This window comes from Prosthecobacter sp., from assembly GCF_020439865.1.
Taxonomy (GTDB): Bacteria; Verrucomicrobiota; Verrucomicrobiia; order Verrucomicrobiales; family Verrucomicrobiaceae; genus Prosthecobacter.
In genome coordinates this window covers 41,843-64,329 of the sequence record NZ_JAGRPF010000102.1, presented here as the reverse complement: position 1 = coordinate 64,329, position 22,487 = coordinate 41,843, and the positions used below count along the sequence as shown (strand labels likewise).

Sequence of the window (22,487 nt, the reverse complement as noted above, 5' to 3'; positions counted from 1 at the left end):
GGCGGATCGAAGCATTCGGTCCGTCCCCTCTGTTGTTTCATGCCTGCTTCTGGCATGCCTCAGAGCAGGCTCTGTCCTGACGGGAGGTCATTTGCTGAATGGTTCTTCTGGAACGCGCGACGCGGATTCGAAGATGTTGAGGGAGCTGGCGCCCCCGATTTCCCCTGAGTGTGCCCACGCTGAAGGAGAGCAGCAACGGGCAGAATGAGGGAGGCGGGCTTGCAGACGGGTTGCTTGGTTGAGTTTAGTGTCGGCAAGGGAATGATTTATGGCGGAACTCCCAAGACTTAAACAAACTAAAGCAGCCTTGGCGGTGTGGACTTTAGCACATGGTTTATGGCGGAACTCCCAAGGCTTAAACAAACAATGAACCACTAGCTGATGGTTCTGAATGAGCGAGTTATGTCATAGTAAGCACATAATTCAGTATCGAAAACGCAGTTCCTAGATGCTGAGCTAATCGCATCTGAATCCCTCTCCCACCCGCCCTTAGCACCCCAACCACCAGAGATGAAGCAATCCAGCGTCTTATTGAACCTTCTTCGTCGTCATCTCAAACGTCCCGTCTGCGTCTTACTGGCGGTGTTTTTTCCGTTCTGGACCCTTCAAGTTCAAGGAGCAACCATTCTTTGGGATGCTGATGGTACCACCGGCAGTCCCACCGGCGGCACTGGAACATGGGATCAAACTGCATCGAATCTTTGGGACAATGGAGGCGCTATGCAGGCTTGGACCAATGCAGGCAATGACACGGCGCTCTTTAGTGGCACTGCGGGGACAGTGACACTTGGCGAGGCCATTACGGCGGGCGGGTTGACGTTCACCACGACAGATTACTTGATCACAGGCGACACGCTGACCCTTAGCGACCTGGCTCGGGTGGATGTGGCGGCGTTCACTCATGCAACCATCGGTTCCCTCATTGCCGGTACCTCCGGCCTGACAAAGGTGGGCAACGGCACATTGTTCCTCGGCAACAACTCCAACAGCTACACTGGTGACACCGTTATCAACGCTGGTGCCCTGGTGATCACGAACGAAGGTCAGCTCGGTGCCTCCACCAGCACCATCTCCATCAATGGCATCGCCAACACCGGGAATCCCGGCTTCACGGGCGGGCAGCTCGTGGTGGACGGCAACTCTGGACCGGTCACGATGACGCGCGAGATCAGCATCAGCGGCCGCGGACCGGGTGCGGTCAATGCTTCCGGCGGCTTGGTGAGCGTGGGCAGCAACATCTTCAACGGTGACATCAACCTCTCCGGGCCGGCCTCGGAAGGGCGGTTTGTTGCCACTTATGGCACCACCACCGTCAATGGTGACGTTTATCTTGGCGCCTCGGCGGTCAATTACTTCCTCGGCAACGGCAACATCATCGTCAACGGACAGGTGTCCGGTTTCGACACGGGAACTGATCGATTGATCAAGAGCAGTGGGGGCCCCTTGGCCAGCACGTTGTGGCTGACAAATCCCAACAACGACTTCCGCGAGACGATTCGACCCGACAGCGGCACCATTCGCGTGTCTGACAATGGTGCCTTGGGGGTCAGCACCAGCAACCGCGCGATTGATTTCGCCAGCGGTGGTTTCTTGGAAATCCACACGGACGCGCCGAATTTCGACACGCGAAATGTCTACATCCGCAACAATATCAATGCACGCATGTACGCAACTCGTGCCTTCGATGGCAGCGGTCTCAATGAGACCATCAAGTTTGGCAACCTGACAATGGAGTCGGGCACGCTGACTTTCGACAATCGCAATGGCTACAACTTCTGGATCAGCGCATCGAATGGTGCTGGCGGCACCACGACCTGGGGCAGTGCCGCCAATGCGGCGTTCGTCAACAATGCCGACGGCCGTCTCACCTTCGATGGCTCGATCCGGCATAACGAAGGTACGGCGCGCACGTTCACTGTGGGCGGCAATGGCAACACGCGGATTACTGGCAGCTACCTTGGCGAGGGGGCGGGGCACGCGCTGACCAAGAGCGGCAACGGCATCTTTTGGCTCGAGGGTACGGCCAGCACCTACACAGGTGCCACCAATGTGAACGCGGGTACGCTGTCGATCGGATCTTTTGGGGCCATCAACAACAACACCGCCCAGTTGAACATCGGTGCCACCACGGTCACCGGCGCACTGGAATACACCGGTGCCGCCGAAACGCTGACCAAGAACCTGCGCCTGACCGGCACCACGGGCGGGGCCATCATCCTGTCGAACGGGACCGGACCGGTGACGATTGCTGGCACCATCTCCGCTACGGGGGCGGGCATCAAGACTTTGACTTTGGGTGGATCAAACACCGGCAACAATCTCATCACCAGTGCAATTCCTGACAACAGTGGCACGAATACGACGTCGGTATTGAAGTTCGGTTCCGGCACCTGGGCGTTGTTGGGAGCGAACACCTACACGGGTTCGACCACGATCACCGAGGGCATCCTCGCCTTGGCCGATACGTTCTCGGGCAGTTCGGTCAATGTATTGCCGGATGCGAACAGCATCACATTTGATGCCAGTCTCTTCACCAATTCGGCGGGCGGTACTTTTGCATACGTGGGAGACGGTGCTAACGCCAGTTCGGAAACGGTCGGAGCGCTGGTGGCCACCGCGGGTGCCGGTACAGTTGCAGCGGTTTCTGGCAGCGGCGGCAGTGCGGCTCTGACTTTCAGTTCCCTTGGCACGATTTCGGCAGGTGCGGGGATCAACTTCGTCACTGATGCAGGCAGTTCGATCACCCTCACGGGTGCGTCGGACACCAGCGGCATCTTGGATGCGCATCTGTTCTACAACGGTGCTGACTTTGCCTCCAGCAGCGCGGTGACAGCAGCGACTTACACGACTGAAGCCACCGGAGCGAGCTTGGTGGGCGGCAACACAACACCTTATCTTGTCAACACCGCCGATATCGCTGCCCAGCTCGATGCCACCATCAACGCGGGGATCAAATTCAACGACACACGCGCCCTGACTCTGGCGGCCGCGCAAACGCTGACCATCAACAATGGCGCGAATACCGCCGGCGGTATCCTCGTTACAGGCGGCAGCACGGTCACTATCAGCGGTGGTTCGGGCATCACCTCCGGTGGGTCCGGCGACTTGGTGTTTCGCACCGATGGCGCAGGAGATACGCTAAATCTAAACACGCCAATCCTTGCGTCTTCGACGGGTGGTTGGACCAAACTGGGTGCGGGCACGCTGGTTCTCGGCGCCGCCAATGCCGGTGCCTCAGGGACCGGCAAGGTGTCCATCAATGAAGGCGTGGTGCAACTGGGGACCGGTGCGCGGCTAGGCGCGACCAGCATGGACGTGGCCCTGAGACAGGGGGCGACCCTCGACTTGAACGGCAACAGCCTCGGTTCGACGGCTTCATCGACCGGTTCTATTGACGAACTCAATGGCGCTGGTTCCATCATCAACAGTGGCGCCCTGGCCTCTCTTCGTGTGGGCAATGCGAACGCCAGCAGCCTTTTCACAGGCACGATTGCAGGCGCAATTACGCTGGTGAAAAACGGCTCGGGCAGTTTCCGCATTCAAGGTCCGCAAACTTTCAGCGGCGGTGTGGAGATCAATGCCGGCAACTACATTGTCACTTCGTTGGCCGACATTGGTGTGGCGAGCGGCCTCGGAACGGGCGATGCGACGAACGACGATACCAACGCAGCGAGCCTCGTCTTCAACGGCGGTGTGCTTTACTACCGGGGCTCGGATGGCACGTTCTATCAGCCCACAGACACGCCCTCGGTGAGCATCAACCGCCTTTTCACGCTGGCGGGTAACGGTACGATCTTTTCGGATCCTCGGTTTGGCGGTCCCAATCGCGAAAATGTCGCCAGTGGAGCGACCCTCATCTTCAATAACCCGGGGGATGTGCGCTTCTCTGGCACTGGGGCGCGGACGCTGACTCTGCGAGGCGATTCCAATGGCGACAACGAGATGAACCTGCGGCTCACCGACAACCCGAACGGCGGAGCGCTTTCATTCACCAAGTCCGACGGCAGCCTCTGGATCCTGACCAACACTGGCAACGACTACACCGGCAACACGACCATCAATGGTGGTGTCCTGCGGGTGGGGGACGATGGTTCCGCTCTCACGCGTACGCTTCCGACGACCAGCGCCCTCGTTTTAGGACTGACCACCGGCTCTGGGGTTCTCCAGACCAAGGGGGTTTTTGACCGCTCAGTTGCCGCGACTGCCACAGCGGGCAGCGTCACTTGGGGGGGCTCGACAGGAGGTGGCGGGTTTGCCGCTTCTACGGCTCCGTTGGTGGTCAATCTCGGCGGCGCTGGAGCCACGCTCCAGTGGGGATCAGGTGGTTTCGTCGGCACGGGGGGCACACAGACGCTGTTCCTGAGTTCCAACACCTCGTGGGCTGACGTAGATTTCCGAAACGGAATCGATCTGAATGGCGGCACTCGCACCATCCAGGTGGATGACAATGGATTCACCGCATTGGACTACGCCACCGTCTCAGGCGTCATCAGCAACAGCACCGGCACGGGTGCGCTCAACGTCACCGGCGGCGGCAACCTGATCCTGGGCGGGGCCAATACCTACAACGGCAACACCAGCATTCTGAGCAGCGGTGCCTTGATCGTGACCTCCATTGGTGCGGCAGGGGCCACTTCCTCGAGTCTCGGCACCAATGTCGGTGGCGGTTCCCTGAACTTCACCGGCAACACCACCCAGCAACTCCTCTATGTGGGTTCCGGTGAAACAACCACCCGTGCCATCAACTTCACGACCGCCTTGTCTGCGGCCCGCACTTACCGCATCGACAGCTCCGGCAGCGGGGCGCTCGTCCTGAACAATTTCAACAACAACAAGACGGGGAATTTCACCTTGTTCATGGAACTGCGCGGCATCAATACGGATGGAAATACGATCAACTCGGTGATTGGCGACGGCAGTGGGACTGCTGGCCTGGTACTGGCCAAGTTCGATGGCGGCGTTTGGATTTTGGGCAATACGGCAAACACCTTCACCGGTGGTGTGCGAGCAGACGGCGGCCTTCTCGGTCTGGCGGGCAGCGGATCGCTGGGCGCTGCGGGCGTTGTCACCACGGGTGTCACCAGCGGCAGTTCCACGACCCTGACAGTTTCGAGCACCGCCGGTCTGACACCGGGGATGTATGTGAATGGCAACGGCATCGGCTACGGCGACATCATCACGGCCATCAGTGGGTCGAACGTCACCCTTTCCACCGCGCGCACGGTTGCCGCTGGGACCACTATCCAGTTCGGCGGACTCAACATCTCCAATGGCGGCATTTTCGCCACCGACCCGGCTGGCCTGACCCTCAGCCAGCCCGTGTTTCACAACAACAACGCCGGTGCGGTTTTCGCCGGAATGTACGACATCACCCTCAACGGCCCTTATCAGATGGGCACAGGCAACAACGACCAAACCATCACCAACGCCCTCGAAAACGGCGCGGTTTTGACGGTCAACGGCAACCTTGTCAACTTCAAGGCGAATACCCGCACCATCTTTATGCGCGGTTTCGGCTCCACCGTGTGGAACGGCGAAATCCAGGATGCCACCGGCGCCAACACAACGATCTTGGATATTCGCATCGGGGACAACGCCTCCTTCACGCTGGGGGGCGCCAATACGTTCACCGGTGGACTCATCCTGGGTCAGGGCACGCTCATCGTAAACAACACGCAGGGCCTCGGGACCGCGGCTAACACCGTGCAGCTCAACGGCGGCACCTTCACTTCCGCAATCGATCTGACGGGGGCGAACGCCATTCAGAATTCTGTGCTGCTGAACGGCAATCAGGCAACCATTGCCGGGAGCCAGAACATCGAACTCGCCGGAGGGTTGGTGAACAACAATGGGAATCGATTCCTGCTCAACGAACTCGATCCCGGCAAGACCCTCACGATTTCGGGTACACTCAACCTCTCGCAAAACGACACCGGACGCACGCTGACTATTCGCGGTTCGGGCGTCACATCGATCACCGGGGTGGTGGCAAATGGCGGTGCCGGCGCGGGCGGTCTGGCCTTTTCGGGTGTGGGTTCGTTGGAGCTGACCAGTGCGGCGACGGCGACCGGCACGTTGACGGTCAATCGCAACCTCGTCATTCTCAGCGGAACGAACGGCTCGTGGAACAACGGCACGTTCGCACTCAATCCGACGGGCATCATCCGGCTCGACAACTCGGGCGGCGACAACCCGTCCGGCCGCCTCAGCAGCGCCGGAGCGTTCGCGGGTCAGGGCGGCACGCTCGACATCATCGGGGATGCGGATGGTTCTGCCCACAACGCGGGTCCTCTCACGCTGAACAGCGTGCAGACCTACATCACCATGACTGACGGATCAGGTGGCACGGGCGTGAACAAGATCGAATTCGACTCGGTGTCATTCCCCAACACCGGTTCCTCGCTGAACTTGATCGGCATCGCCGATCTTGGCAGCATCAATCGTGTTCAGTTTGCAACGGATCCCACCGGCAACGCCTTCATTAACGGCATGATGCCGCGGACCTACATTGGCAGTGATTTTGCCACCTACGACGCCACGACGGACGCCAACGGCGAGTTCGGTGTGAAGGCGTTTTCCGGCTACAACGCGGGCAGCATCAATTCCGCGGCCAGCACCGACACCATGGACGTGACGGCCAGTGTCGGGCTCACCGTCGACAAGACCGTCAATGCGATCAAACTCAACGGCACCGGGATCAGCCTCAGTGGAGCAGACCGGACGCTGACGCTGAGCGCGGCGGCGATCCTGAACACCGGTGGAAACAATTCACTCAATGTGAGCCTTGTTCAGTTTGCCGCGCTCACAGGCCATATTCAGGTCGCGACCGGGACGGCGCTGGACGTGAACAGCACGTTGCTCGGCACGTCTGGATGGGCCAAGGCGCAGGGCGGTACGCTCAACCTTAACACGCCGACCTTCATCACGAGCACGACCAACCTTCTCAATGGGACGCTCAAGCTGAATGTCGGGCTGAACGCGATGTTCCCGAACCAGCTTCTCAACATGAACGCCGGGTCCACGCTCGACCTCAACGGCAACGTGCAGTTCGTCGCGCAACTGACCGATCCCGGCGTGCTGCCGGGCACGGGCGGCACCATCACGTCCACGGGCGGGGCGGCCTTGCTCGTGACGAACATGAACGGCGGCAGCACGACTTTCGCGACGGAGATCACCGGGCAGGTGAGTTTGGCGCGCATTGGTGGCAACACGCTCACCTTCGAAGGGCCGCAGACCTACACCGGCTCGACCACGTTGATGGGCGGCACGCTGACGCTCGAGAACGACGCGACGATTCTGAACACCTCGGCGATCACGATCCGCAACGCGACACTGTATCTCAACAACAACAGCAGTCTCCAGACGTCCGTCTCCGACCGCATCAACGACGCCAGCGCGATCACGCTGCGCGACGGCACGATTCGTTTCGACGGCAAAGTGCAGGACATGACGACGGAGACCCTCGGCGCGGTGAGTGTCTTTAAAGGTGCAAACACGATCACGGTCAACACTGGCGGCGTCGGGTCGGGAGCCATCGCCACTGCGCAGCTCACCATCGCCAGCCTGACCCGCAGTGCGGGAACCACCATCAATTTCACCGGAACGAACCTGGGTTCCGAAGGCACCAATGCCAAGCTCATCATCACCACGCCGCTGACCACCGTGGCCAATGGAGCGCTTGGTGCGTGGGCGATCGGCAATACCAGCGACTACGCCGCCTACAATCAGACGAACGGCGTCGGCTGGGTCGGCTACGGCGGTTTCGTCGGCTATGACGCCGGCTTCGGCAGCGGCAACATCACCAACCTCGGCATGGGTTCCGCCGCGGCATTGACCACGACGCTCTCCGCCGGCACGACCACCACCGGCCTTCTTCGCTTCATGGGGGGCTTCACCAATGACCTCGAGTTCACCAACTCGACCGATGTCCTGCATCTCGAACTCGGAGGCATCCTGCGCAGCAACAACAACAACTCGACCACTATCGGTACCTTGTTGGTGCCAGGCGTGATCACCAGTGGAGTGAGCGAGCTCATCGTTTACAACAACCAGAACACGATCACGATCAATTCCGTCATCCAGGGTGCCACCGCGCTGGTCAAATCAGGAGCTGCCACGCTCACGCTGACCAACGCAAACACCTACACGGGTGGCACCACGGTGGCGCAGGGCACGCTGCGTCTGGAAGGCGGCCTGTTCACCACCGTTATTCCCGCCGGCGGCCTGCAGATCAACAATGCAACGGTCACGATGGTGGCCAACAACGGCCAGATTGATTCGTCGAACGATGTGACGCTCACCGGCAGTTCCACTCTCACGCTCGCGGGAGGCTCGTTGCTGGACAATACGCTCAATAGCATCACCTTCGACAACACTGCGGGCACCGGCAACCCGACGGTGAGCATCCCGACGGGCAGTGTGCTGACGCTGACGTCCTCAGCGCCGGTAACGGTCACCACCAACAACGCGCTCACCACACCAATCATCAGCGGCGGCACGCTCGCCATCAGCAGCGGAGTGAACACCATCAGCGTCGAAGCTCCGAACATCGACGGCACGGTTTATACGGGCATCCATCGTTCATTGGAAATCTCTTCGGTGATCAGCGGAATCGGCTCCAGCATCACCAAGTCGGGTGCGGGATTGGTGGAGTTCAGCGGCCAGAGCACCTTCACCGGCGGCATCAATGTCACCGGCGGCGGCATTGTGCTCGGCGCAAACAGCAGTGGTACGGTGGCCAACACTCTGGTTTCGGGCCCGCTCGGACGTGGGGATGTTACCATGGCTGCAGGCACCACGCTCTTTGTCGATGACAGCAGCCGCACAGTCGGCAACGCATTTAACTGGACATCCACAACGGTCAACCCGGTGTTCAACAATATCGGAACCAGCACGGACACGATGACTCTGAATGGCAACCTGACGTTCGGCACACTCGGCGTTGGAGGTCTCGTGGCGAATGTCGTCACGCCTTATTTGAACGTCGTGCTCGGCGGCGCCATCACCGGCATTGGATCGGTCACCGACATTGGTGGAGTCGCCGGAGTGAACACCATCACAAAAGCCGGCCCTGGCAACATCATCGGTCTCAACATCACCGGGATCAGCAACACCGCCAACATCAACCTGGAAGGGCTGACCAATGGCAATGTGTTCACGCTTTTCCATGATGGCGATGGCACGAGCCGAGTTGAAACGATCAATCTTGGCACGGTCACCTTCGAGCCGGTGAACGGCGCCAACCTTTCGCTGACCATCGGTCGTGCGGGTTCCGGCTACTACTTCCCCACGGCGACCTTCAAGACCCTCGCTCTCACGGGCCTTACTTCGTCGGTCCTGCCCAATGGCATTACCCTCACCAACAACAACAACTACGGCCTCGACATTCCGAACAACATTGCGCTGGCATCGGGCAACAATTGGACCGTCAACAACGCCAATACTTCACTCCAGCCGGCGGGCCTCATCTTGTCCGGCGTTCTCAGCGGTAGCACGGATCTCACAAAGAGTGGCAACGGCACCCTCGTTCTGGGCAATGCTTTAAACAGCTTCATTGGCACCATCGACATCACCAATGGCACCGTGGAGGCGGCCTCGAACACCGCGTTTGGCGATTTCGCCAACATCATTCAGATCGGATCGAACAGTCTCGCTGAAGGTCTCCGAATTTCCGGCACTTTTGCGACCAGCCGCATCATCAACCTCAACGCGGCAAGCAGCGGCATCGACGTGACGGGTGCCAATGTTTTCACGCTCAACAACGCGTTCACATTCGCCACTGCCACGAATGCCCTTCGCAAAAACGACCTGGGCACCTTGGTGCTGACCCAGGCTCAGGCAGGTTGGGATGGCGACCTGACCATCGGACAGGGCGTCCTGCGTATCACCGACGGAGCTGCTCTGGGCACCACGACCGGCAAGCTCATTATCAACAACGTTGGCGCCTCCCTCGAACTGCCCGGTGGCGTCACCGTGGCGGATGACATCCGAATCGCTTCGACAAACAACTCTTCAAGCAACGGTCCCAATTCAAGTGGCGCCATTCACAGCACCGGGGGAGTCAACACCCTCACCGGTGCGATCACCATCGACACAACCACGACGGACAGCAATTCCCGTTCGGGCACGCTCACGGCAGACTTGGGTTCCACTCTGAACGTTGAGGGCGGCATTGTCCTCGGCTTGGGAACAGGTGGCAGCAATCGCGACAACTGGATCGGTTTCGGGGGGGAGGGCACGATCAATCTCACCACGACTGGGATCACGCGCACGGGTGCCAACGGGGTGGGCACGCTTACGAAATTCGGCTCGGGCACGTTGAACATTCAGGTGGCCAATGCCTTCAACTCCCAGCAGGTGGTGATCAAGAGCGGCACGCTCTCGATCAATGGCGCGGGCACCATCGGTGCCTCCACGATCAGCGCACCTGGGACGGTCTATCTGAACCCGACTGGCGTTCTCGTTTTGAACAACTCGGGCACTCCGGTCAATAACCGCCTCAGCGGTCGCAACATTAATATCTCCGGCGCTGACCTGACCATCATCGGCGACTCTGGTGCAGCCACCTCCGAAACGGTTGGAACCTTCACCCTTCGCGAAGGCACGTCCTATCTCACCTTCGATGCGGATGCCGCCCAGCAACTCGACTTCACCACCGGAACCGTCGCCCGCTCGGCGCAGGCGACCTTGATTGTCCGAGGTGACAATCTGGGTGACGCCGCAGGGGCTGGCGTCGCCACGATCAAAGGCGGGGCCTATGTCTTCATCGGCCAGACCGGCGGAACCGGCAGCACCAACAAATCGATCCTGCCTTGGGCCTACGGTGATACCAGCCTCACGGGCGAAGGCACCTTCTTCCTCACTGCTGACTCAGCCGCCGCCGGGGCCAACACAGGCACCAACATCCTGCGTCCGCTCACTGCCGGTGAGCAGTCCTCCACCCTCACGGTCAATGACAACGTCAACCTCACGACCAATGAGACGCTCAGCAGTCTGACCACGATCAACTCGCTGCGGCTCGATGCAGGCGGTGGTGTCTCGCTCAACTACGTGCCGCTCACCTTGGACAGCGGCGGCATGATTGTGCTGGCGGGCAACACCGGCATCACCGGCTTCTCCGGAGTGAGCTATCTCACCACGACGAGCAACCGTGAACTGGACATCCATACCGTCGGTGATCTCATCCTCACCATCCCGATTGCCGGTACGACCGGTGCGCTGACCAAATCGGGGCCCGGCACGCTCACCCTTGCGGCGGGGAACACCAATCACAGCACCGTCATGGTCAATGACGGCATCCTTAAACTCGGCGGTGGCGATCAGACCATCCTGCCCGGAAGGAACATGTGGGTGAACGAAGGCGGTATCCTCGACCTCAATGGCACGGTGCAGCAGGTCAACATCCTGGAATCGCGCCAGAGTGCGGTCCTCGCGCGTAACGACGCCCATATCGGCGGCGGCACGGTCATCAATTCTTCCGGCACCCAGGCGACGCTTGCCATGGCTGGATCGTCCTCCATTTTCGCCGGTTCCATTCAGGGAGACATCGCCGTGGTGCGCTCCAATGCGGCAAACACGACCAATGATTGGAACCTTTATGCCGATCAGACCTACGCGGGTCCGACACTCTTCAACGGAGGTCGCGTCATTCTTAACAATGGTGGGCGCCTGAGCGCCACGACCTCGATCGAACTCACCAACGCCACCCTGCTGATCACCGCCAGTGCCAATTCCACGGAACCCGGCAACCTGACGGATCGCATCAATGACGCCGCGACCATCAGTCTGCGCGGATCGATGCTTCAGCTCCGCAGCGTTCCGGCTGTTTACACGACCGAGACCTTTGGTGCCGTGACGCTTGGGGAGGGCAACAGCATCATCGACTTCGCTGAAGGCGGCTCTGCCGTGAATCAGACCGACGCCACCTTCCTCAGCCTTGACCGCGCCGCAGGTTCCCATGCGACGGTCAGATTCCTGAACATCGACGCCACACCCAACGACGACGAGCGTCTCTTCATCAACACGCTCAACGGCGTGGCCACGACCAACCTCGGCGATGGACTCTCGAACAATCTCATTGGTGGCTGGGCTATCTTTGAGCGTGAGTTCGCCAGCTACATTCCTGGACAAGGGGTCGGCGGCTTGAACACGCAGGGGTTCGCCGGTTACTCGCCGAACGTCCTTGATGAAGGCCTCGCCACGGACAACATCCGCATCGTCCTTCCCAACGGGGGGCTGATCACGACTCTGACGGCGAACCGCACGGTGAACAGCCTCAACATCCAGGCTCCGACCACGTCTACGGACGACAGCACCCTCGACTTGGGTGGCAACACGCTGACCTTGGCAAGCGGCGGCCTGATCCTTTCACCTGTCGCCACAACGGCCCTGTTTAACAACATCGCCGTGTTGAATGGCAATCTGACTGCCGGAACTACGGCTGCTCCCGCTGATCTTTACCTCCATGCTCTCTCCTGGTTCAACGGGCAGGCCGACAACACCGGCAACGCCGACGTGCGCATTGGTGCCAACATCGTGGACAACGCCGCTGGCGGCTCCGTCACGCTCGTGATCGACGCCACTGTTGGCAGGGGCACGCTCCTGACAACCAATGACCTCTTCATCAATGGTTCCAACACCTATACTGGGGGCACCTTTGTCAATGCCGGCCAGGTCAGGCTGAACAACGGATCGGCAGACGGCACCACGACCTTTGCCGTTCCGGGGGATCTTACGATCACAGGTGGCTACAGCAGCAACGCGGGCAGCCTCTACAACGACCGGACTTCGACCGTGTTCCTTGAATTCGACAGCCAGATCAATGAGGCGGCGACCGTCACGATCATGGGCGGCGCCATACTCGACCTCAACGGCAACAACCAGACGGTGGCCAACCTGGTCTTCAACAATCATGGTGGCACCACACCACAGGTCACCACGGGCGTGGGCACCCTGACGGTTACTGGCAGCAGCATCACCGCCAGCGGTCAGAATGTCAGCTCCAATGCCACCTCCACTGTCAACGGCAAGCTGGCTCTCGGTTCGGCCACGACCACCATCACCGTCAATCCGGTGGAGTGGAACTCCACGGTTCTCAATCCCATCCTGCCGAATTTGATCATCAATGCCTCCATCGAAGGTGAGGACATCATCAAGGCTGGCGGCGGCGTCCTGCGTCTCAGCGGAGCCAATGCCTGGACCGGCAACTTTGACCTTCAGGCCGGCGGTCTTTTGCTGGGCAACAACAGCGCCCTTTCCAGCGGCAATCTGACGATCGGGAACAACACCTTCCTCTCTTCGACGGCCGACAACCGCGTCATTGCCAACGACTTCACCATCAGCGGCAATTTCTCATTGAGCGACGTGTTCAACCTGACTCTGAACGGGTCGACTACGCTGGCTGCCGGCAACCACACGATCACGGTGGATATGGCCACCAAGAGCCTGACTCTTGGCGGCATCATCACAGGCTCCGGTTCAATCACCAAGGCAGGGGACGGCATTCTCGTGCTCGGGAACAACAGCAACGCCTACACTGGTGCGACCACCGTCAACGATGGCATCCTGAGGTATGGAACGGTGGATGCGGTGCCCACGGGCACGGCACTGACCGTGAATGAGGGAGGTCTCGTCGACATTACAAATGGAGGCTCCGTGGTGACGGTGGGTTCGCTCGCCGGCAACAGCGCGACGCAGGGTGGTGTGATTTACACCGGAGCCACCAGCGGGACGATCACCTTCACCGCAGGTGCGAACAACACGAGCACGGTCTTCGGTGGTGTGATCGCCAATGCAGCAGGGTCCACGCTGAACTTCGTGAAGGCTGGAACGGGCACTCTCACGCTCGGTGGTCTGAATGCTTATAACGGCAGCACGACGGTGCGGAACGGGCGGCTCATCGCGCTTTCCGTCGGCGGCAGCAGTCCCCTCGGCACCAGCCAGAGCCTCATCATGGGTGGTGGCAGCACATCGGGCATCCTCCAGATCGGCGACAGTTCAGCCCCGCTCGATCTCACCTTCACCTCGCTGGCCTCGGCAGGGACGGGCACCGCCAATCAGATCGTCTCCGGCAATGCCGCCATGTCCACGCTGACATTCAATCTGTCCGCGATCTCGACCTTCGCAGGCAACATCGGCGGCGCTGGCGCAAACGAGGGTAATTTCAACCTCGTGAAGGACGGTCCGCTCTCCTTGGTCATCAATGGCTCAGGCACGAGCACCTACGTCGGCACAACCACGGTGAGCGGTGGCAAGCTCTTCATGGGCAGCACGGGAGCGTTCCCGACGACGACCACAAGCCTGTCCGTCGCCGACGGTGCTCAGTTTGCTCTGACGGGCACGAGCAATGTGGCCAACCAGGTCTATGGATTCTCGGGAACTGGAAACCGCGTTACCGTCGGATCCAGCACTGGCGGCGCGCTCGGCTTTGGCATTGACGGACTTTTTAATACACAGCTCAACATCGCCACAGGTCAGACCCTCACGGTCAATGGCACAATGACCACTGCCGTCTATGTGAACGGCACTCCAACCGCCGGTCAGGACTATGTTTTGATCAACGGCGTGGATGCTGCCTCGATCTCAGCCTCTGGCTCGTTCGACCTCAACCCCTACGTCTTCAACGGTGGTGCCTTCACCTACACGCTGCGTCTTGACAGTGGCGTCGGTGGTGGTGGCGCGGACCAGTTGGTGCTCACTCCGACCGCCGCCACTGCCGCGACGGATGCCTGGTGGAAGGGCGATCTTTCGGGCCTCGGTCTGGGGGCTTGGGCCGCGACGCTTTCTGGAACGTCGAATTGGGATACGGATGCGTCATCGGGAATCGACACCCAGGTGGCACCGGACTCGGGTTCGATCGTCCATTTCAGTGCGACAGGTGCGGCGAACTTTAACACGACGCTTGGTGCCAACATGACGATCAAGGAGCTGATCTTCCATACCGGCAACGCAGCAACGACGATTGGCAGTTCCAACGGCATAAACACATTGAGCATCCTGGGTAACACCGGTTCACCTACAACTGGTATCACGCTCGAGACTGGTGTCGGCAATGTGGGCATCAGCGCGATCGTGGCGCTGCTGCAGGATCAATCTTGGAACATCGAGGACACCGCCCGCACACTGACCCTCTCGGGTGGTCTCACCGGCACGACCCGGACACTGACGGTCAACGATTTGGTGACCAACGCGGGCAGCCTGATCTTCTCAGGCACGGCGGCAACGATGACCGGCACGCTTGCGATGAACACCGGCATCCTCGTCTTCGATGATACGGGCAGCCTCAACTCCGGCCTGAATGTCGTTCTCGGTACGGGCACCACGGCCGCCACGCTGCAAGTCGGCAACACCACGGCTGCGACCGAAGCGATCATCGGCGGCCTGAGCAATGGTGCCTTCGCCGGCAGCAAGGTCGTCGGCGGCAACGCAGCGATCTCAACGCTGTCCATCGGCCCTGCCAGCGGCTCAACGACATTCTCCGGTGCCCTTGGTGGTGGTGGGACGAACGAAAACAACTTCAATCTCGAGAAGACGGGAGCCGGCACCCAGATCATCGACGGTGCGGCGACCTACGCCGGCACGACCGTCGTGCGTGAAGGTACGTTGCAACTCGGTTCGTCGAGCGCCTTTGCTCCTGCGGGGAATCTGTCGGTCTTCGCCAATGCCAACACGACGGCCACGATGGACTTCAACGGCAAGAACTACACCGTTGTCGGCAATGTGACGCTGGGCGGCGGGGTGAACGGCATCGCGCAGTTTCTGGACTCGGCCGTCACCAAAGGCCTGATCACTCTCCCTGGCAATATTGTGTATGATGCGACCAATGACCCCGGTGCGGCGGTGATCGGCGTGAACATTGATGCTTCGGGAGCCAACAGCACCATCACGGTGGGCGATTCGGTGAATGCGGCGGCCGATCTCACTCTGAATGGCACCTATACGATTACCTCGAACAACAGTCTCACCTTCAACGGGGCGGGCAGCGGTGTGATCAACGGCAACATCAGCATCCTGAATGGCACCGGCACCACCAAGGACGTGAATTTCAGCAGCACGGGTGAGTGGACCATCAATGCGAAGATTGAGGTCACGGACGTGATTCAAATCAACACCGGCGTTGTCAATGCGACCGTGGGTGAGTCTCTCGACGCATCGAACGATGTCGTCGTGGACGGCACCGGGGTGCAAGGCAGCGCCATCGTGAACATCAGTTCCACCTCACAGGTCCATACCGGTGACGACATCTTCATTCAGAACGGCGGCCAGATTAATGTCACCACCAGCGGCGGCATCGGGACCGGAACAGATCAGCTTCTGATCGGTAACAGCGCCTCCGCCAGTGCTGGGGCCGCGGGCCTGCTCAACCTGGTCAGCGCTAACATCAGCATCGGCGCCAATGGCCTCCTCCTTGGGAACGGCACCAACATCGGCAACATCACCGGTACCGGAATTATCACCACGGCGGGCAGCAAGGATTTGCGCAACGGGTCGATCGATGCGGGAATCACCCTCGCGGGCAACGGTCAGATCTACAAACAGAACTCTCAAACGGTCACGTTTTCAGGTGATCGTGATGTTGCCTCGACCGGCAACACCAACATTCGCGAGGGTAACCTGATCCTGGATTACACGACCAACAACAACAGCAAGATCGGTGCTGTGCTGAATCTCGGGCTGCAAGGAGTGACCACCGATGCAACACTGACCCTCAACGGCAATGCCTCGACCGCTACGGTCCAAAGTGTCGCAAGCACCACCATTCTGCCCGGAATCACGACGTTGGCTTTGAACAACGGCCTGGCACAGACCCTCACTCTCAATCTCGGTGCGTTCACACGCTCGGTGGTGGGTGGCGTGCTAGCCTTCGAGTACTCAACGACTGACGCCAAGGCCACTTCCACCAGCCCCGCCGGCACCCTCGGTTTCGCCACCGTGAAGACCGGAGCGGGAACCGAGCGTTTCGCGGCCATCGACGGCAGTGGTGACATTGTCCAGGCCACCTTCGTTACGCAGAATGATCCGAGCGCTTGGATCTCCGGTCAGGACATCATCATTGACGGTGCCGTCACGGGCCTTCCTGCCGATTGTACCACGATCTCCAGCCTCACCTTCACCTCCACTAGTGCCTCCACGCTCACCATTTCTGCCAATAACCAGCTGCAGATTTCGAGCGGCGGCATCATGGTCGATGCCGGTCTGGGTGCGGTGGACATGAAGATTGTCGGCGGCGAACTGTTCGGGAGCGCGTCCGGACCGCTGGGGGAAATCATTGTCCATCAGAACAACGCTCTCGGTGCGCTCATTATCGACTCGAACATCGTCAACAGCGCCGGCATCACCAAGACCGGGATCGGCAGGCTTGTCTTGTCCGGCGACAATTCCTTCATTGCCAACGGCAGCCAGTTGAACATTAACGAGGGCATCGTTGAACTCAGCGGTGGCAACGCGATCGCTGATAATGCAGGTGTCTTCATGCGCACGGGAACGACGCTCGCAATTACGAGCGGCAGCAGCGAAACGGTCGGCCATCTGGCCACCACGAGCGGGGCGGTGTCCATCATCCTCGGCACCGCAGGCCAGTTGACGATCAATCAGACCGCAAATACGACCTACACCGGCGTCTTTACTGGTGGCACGAACAGCGTGTTCACCCTGAACGGTTCAACCTTCAACTTTAACATGAATGCGACGACGACCACGGCCTTCACGGGCAGCGTGGTGATCAATTCGGGACTCCTTCAGTTGAGCGGCAACGGCCGCCTGGCGAACGCAAAGGCGTTTACCATCAACAAGGGTGGTAATCTGCTTCTGGACAACAATGGGGGCACCCGTTCCGGCGACCGCATTCTCGGCACCGCGACTATCACGCTCAATTCCGCCGATGGATCATTCTCTGGTGAAACTCGCCCGCGTGGGCTCGCCATCCGTTCCGATCAGGACAGCACCAACAGTGAGGCTGTTGGAGTGGTCACTGCTGCATCGGGAGCAAGCTATGTGACGCTTGAGGCGACGACTGCCAACGACGACCCGGATCTGCAGATGACCAATCTGCTGCGGAGCAATAGTGCCACACTTAACGTTCGTGGAACCAATCTGGGCACCACAAACACACAGCGCGCACAGTTCGAGATTACCAATGCAGGCAATCAAACGGCGTTTATCAACACTCTTGTTGGAGGAGGTGGCGCAGCCGCCAGCAAGACGATCAGCATCGTGCCATGGGCCATTGGCCAGACTTTTACGGGCGGTCTTGCTGACACCCATATGGGCAACTCGCTGGTCACCTATGTCAGCGGTGCCGGCATCCGTCCTTTGGACCTCACGACGGAATACAGCACCTTCTCGGGGGCCGGTGGATCCACAGACAACGTCCGCGAAAACCTGTCTGCAGATCTCACTGGACTCACCACCCAGACTGTCAACTCTCTTGTCATCAACAAGAACAGCACTGGCGCGGGAACCATCAATGTCACTGGAGCCGGCGCCGGCAACACACTGACCAACACGAGCGGAACCTTCCTCTTCACCCAGAACACCGGTGCTGCGGCCAGCACCGTGCACAGTGTCATCCTCGGTGGTTTCGTGGATGGCATCCAGACGGCGGGCGGCGAGTACGTTTTCTTTGTGGTCAACCCGTCCTCTGCAACCAACACCGCAACGCTCACCGCCACGGTCGCCTCACCGCTGAACACGACGGGTGCGTCCGTGACCAAATCGGGTCGCGGCACGCTGGAGTTCACCGCTGTGAACACCTACACCGGCGGCACCACGGTCAACGAAGGCACGCTGCTCATTCATGACAATGACAACATCGGCGGCACCGGCGCAGGCACCCAGGGTGACATCACCCTTGCCGGTGGCGCGCTGAGTTTGGCCAGCGATTACGCTGACGACCTTGGCGGCCGCGACCTGGTGATCCTCAGTGGCGGAGGCACCATCGATACCGGTGCGCTCTCCGTGGTCGCCACCGACCTCGCCATCAGCGGCAGTGGTGACCTGACCAAGCTGGGAACCGGCACTTTGCAGCTCGCTGGCACTACAGCCACGACTCACACTGGTCTGACCACCGTCAAAGCAGGCACCGTTGAGTTGAACAACACAACGGGCAATGCTCTCGGCACAGGCGGCGTGCTCATCAGCACCAGCACGGCAGTGGCAACCGTCAAACTTCTCGCCAGCAATCAGATCGCCGATACTGCCAGTGTCGAACTGACGGCGACCAGTGGTTTCAACGCCCGGTTTGATCTCAATGACTTCAATGAAACAATTGGCGGCCTGACGATGAGTTCCGCGACCACCGGCGGGGCCACAGTGCGGACGGGCGCGACCGGAGTGTTGACCGTTGCGGGTGACATCACCTTCAACAACAACCGCGTCAATGACGGCAGCACGACGGAGTATCAAATGCTGATCACCGGCTCCGGCAGCCTCGCCACCCGCAGCACCGACGGCATCCTCGACCTTGGCGGCACCAGCCGCACGATCACGGTCCAGACCACGCAGACAAACCCCAGCCGGAACGATGCTGTTATCGAAACCGTCATCCAGAACGGTGGTATCATCAAGGAAGGTTCCCGTGCGTTGATTCTAAGCGCCGCCAACACCTACACGGGTGACACCACGGTGAACAATGGCGAACTTAATCTCAGAAGCACTGGCAGCCTTAGCACCGGTGCGGTGACAGTGAGCAAAGATTTCGGCTCGCTGACAGATGCGGCGGTCCTCTCAGGCAATGGCACCATCGGCGGCGCTGTGACGATTGGTGATGGAGATTGCGGCATCGGCATTCTGGCCGTTGGCACAGGCACAGGGACGGGCGCCAATTACGGAGTGAATGCCAGCGGCACCATGACTCTCACGGCTGCTGACACGGCCCTGACCGTGGGCAACGGTTCGCAGATCCAGATGGAAGTTTCCAGTCCGACCAACGGAACGACGGTGACCTTCATCAACGGTCAATATGAGTTCAACGGTGGCACCTACGCCACCGCTGCCGACCTGTTTAACAGCGTGGCGGACAACGGAGGGGCGGCAGGCGCAGACGGCTTGGAGGCGCTGGCCATCTGGAACGTGGCGCCGACGAGTTCCACGAACCATGATTTCCTCAATCTCACCGGAGCCAATTCGAGCCTCAGCGTTGGAACCCGCGCTTCTGCCACCTTTGGTGATGGCTCCATCGTGGTGAGCAATGTTGGTTTCAGTGGAGCAAGTTACGGCCAGGTGTTCAATCTGATCGACTGGCAGGCCATGACCAACATCGGGGGCACCTTCACCACCGGCTCCAGCGCCTTCTATGACGCCAGCAGCAATGTGTCGGCCGGAGACCTGGACCTGCTTGGCCTGGGGGTTGGTCTGGGCTGGGACGTCAGTGCCTTCAGCCAGTATGGCATCATCGTCGTAGTCCCTGAGCCATCCCGCACAGTTCTCCTCCTGCTCGGTCTCATGGGACTCATGTTCGGCCGCCGTCGCCGGAGGACTGTCTGAAAGCAGGAGCCCGGTGCAGCCCTCGTCCGCGTGGTGGTCCCTTGGACCTATGCCTGGCCACCGCCGGATGAGAGGCCGAGAGTAGGGGGGGGGCTAGGAGCCTGCCACCTGGCCCTCTGTCCAGCGAATCGCAAAGTAGGCGAGCTCGCTGGATCCGTTGATCCCCAGTTTGGCGCGGATGTTCATTTTATGAACGTCCACTGTCTTGGTGCTGATGCGCAGCGTTTCCGCGATCTGTCCCGTGTTCCTTCCCTGGCCCATGAGGCGGAAAACTTCAAACTCGCGGTCACTGAGTTCAGTAATGGAATCCTTGGTTTCGTTCGCGGTGCCGGATGAGAAGGCTCTGAGAATCTCCTCGGACATTTCTTCGCTGACGGCGATTCCTCCGCCTGCGACCCTGTGAAGGGCGTTTTCCAGCACTTTCTGTGGCGCGCTCTTCATGACGTAACCCCGCGCCCCGGCTTTCAAGGCGCGCTGGGCATAGAGTTTCTCATCATGCATCGAAACAGCGATCATGGGAAGCTTGGGACGCAGCAGTCGCAGATCCTTGATCAGTTCGAGCCCCGAACGGTCGGGCAGGGAGATGTCCACCACCAGCACGTCCGGGGTGTCTTGATCCACTCTGCGCATTGCTTCGGAGGCGTCTCCGGCCATCCAGGCGAAAGTCAGGTCATGGGCGTTCTCAATAAAAAGGCGCCAGCCTTCACGCATCATGGTGTGATCATCCACGATGGCTACTCGAATGGTTTTCTGTTGAGGACTGGTTTTCATCGGAAGGTGTGCTGCAGAAAGGGGGGGCGGTTTGCTGAATGTTTGGCGGGATACGGACGGTGGCAATCGAGAAATCCTTTTCTCCTTTTTCCACCGTCCTTTCCAGCGTGGCCGAGAGGGTGCGGAGTCTCTGGCCCATGAGATGGAGTCCCATTCCTCGTTCTTTCCCTGGAGGCGGTTCGGAGAACGCTTTGCCATCGTGAATCACGCTCAGCAACACTTCCCCCCCCTCCATCCGGATGGTCACGTTCATGACGCTGGGGCTGGAATGCTTGCAGGCATTGATCACCAGTTCCTGCGCGATACGGAACAGCAGCTCATTGGCGCTCCCCGAGAGGTAGTCATTCACGTTCGCGCAGTCCAGAGAGCATTTGACCTGGTAGGACCTCTCTGCAAACCGCACCATCTTCTCCATGGCGTCTTTCAGCCCGTGGCGTTCGATGCCCACCGGCGACAGGCCCCAGGCCATGCTGCGGGCGATGACGGTGGATTCTGCGAGTTCCTCGGCCACCTGACGTGCGAGACGGGCGCTCTTCTCATCATGCCCCTCGACGACACCCAGCATTACCTCGGCCTTCATCTTGGTGGCCGATAGCCTTTGGCAGAGATCGTCATGCAGGTCCCGGCCGATTTTTCGGCGTTCTTGCTCGGCTCCATCCAGCACCAGGTTTTCCGCCACTCGCAATTGTTCCATCGCTCCGGCAAACTCCTTGGAAATAATCGACAGCTCGTCCTCGCCCTCCAGCACTTTTGGGGGGCCTTCTCTGGATGCCGCCGCACGCAGAATCTCCACGACCTTGCGCACCCGGTTGGCCACCAGCTCGTCCAGGGCGAACCACAACAGCAGGCACAAGGCCAGCAGCACGCCGGCTTGCCGCCGGGTTTCATGCCAGGCATCTTCGCGCACTTGCGTTGTAGCCAGTGTAGCGTCGTATCGAATGATGACCACGGCCTTGCTGGAAGGATCGTAGCTCTCAAAGAACGGCGACATCACCACAAACTTCGACTTCTCCTCGCCATCCCATGCGGCCACTGGTTCCATGGTCATGAGGACATGGGCAAAGTGTTTCCACGCGGCTCCCAGCGGGGTGCTCTGCACATTCATGCCCCGCCATTGCAATTGTGTTGAGTAGTTCACGACTCCCTGCTTGTCGCAGACCAGTCCCAGTTCCACGTCGGGTGACAGCGAGACGTAGGACATCTCCAGATCAGCGGCACGTTCCTGCTGTCGCCGG

General features: G+C 59.9%; 3 protein-coding genes. 1 reads left to right on the top strand and 2 read right to left on the bottom strand.

The genetic code is table 11. From position 1 onward, the window contains the following. The first annotated feature begins 510 nt into the window (after window positions 1-510). Window positions 511-20,481, top strand: coding sequence for an autotransporter-associated beta strand repeat-containing protein (locus KDL09_RS11015; RefSeq protein WP_294384728.1), 19,971 nt, complete (start codon window positions 511-513; stop codon window positions 20,479-20,481). A 93-nt stretch (window positions 20,482-20,574) separates the two neighbouring features. Here KDL09_RS11015 and KDL09_RS11010 read toward each other — a convergent pair whose 3' ends face one another. Both KDL09_RS11010 and KDL09_RS11005 read right to left on the bottom strand, forming a co-directional pair. Beyond that, a complete protein-coding gene (locus KDL09_RS11010) occupies window positions 20,575-21,252 on the bottom strand; it encodes a response regulator transcription factor (RefSeq protein ID WP_294384727.1) in 678 nt (225 codons plus the stop codon). Further along, the gene (locus KDL09_RS11005) at window positions 21,203-22,453 is read right to left on the bottom strand and encodes a histidine kinase (protein WP_294384726.1); all 1,251 of its coding nucleotides are present in this window, start codon (window positions 22,451-22,453) and stop codon (window positions 21,203-21,205) included. The genes KDL09_RS11010 and KDL09_RS11005 overlap by 50 nt, the downstream gene beginning before the upstream one ends. Window positions 22,454-22,487: the final 34 nt, after the last annotated feature.

Bases quoted from the DNA above. Each gene is read 5' to 3' on its own strand.
- KDL09_RS11010 (WP_294384727.1), bottom strand. From the start codon at position 21,252: ATGAAAACCAGTCCTCAACAGAAAACCATTCGAGTAGCCATCGTGGAT.
- KDL09_RS11015 (WP_294384728.1), top strand. From the start codon at position 511: ATGAAGCAATCCAGCGTCTTATTGAACCTTCTTCGTCGTCATCTCAAA.
- KDL09_RS11005 (WP_294384726.1), bottom strand. From the start codon at position 22,453: ATGTCCTACGTCTCGCTGTCACCCGACGTGGAACTGGGACTGGTCTGC.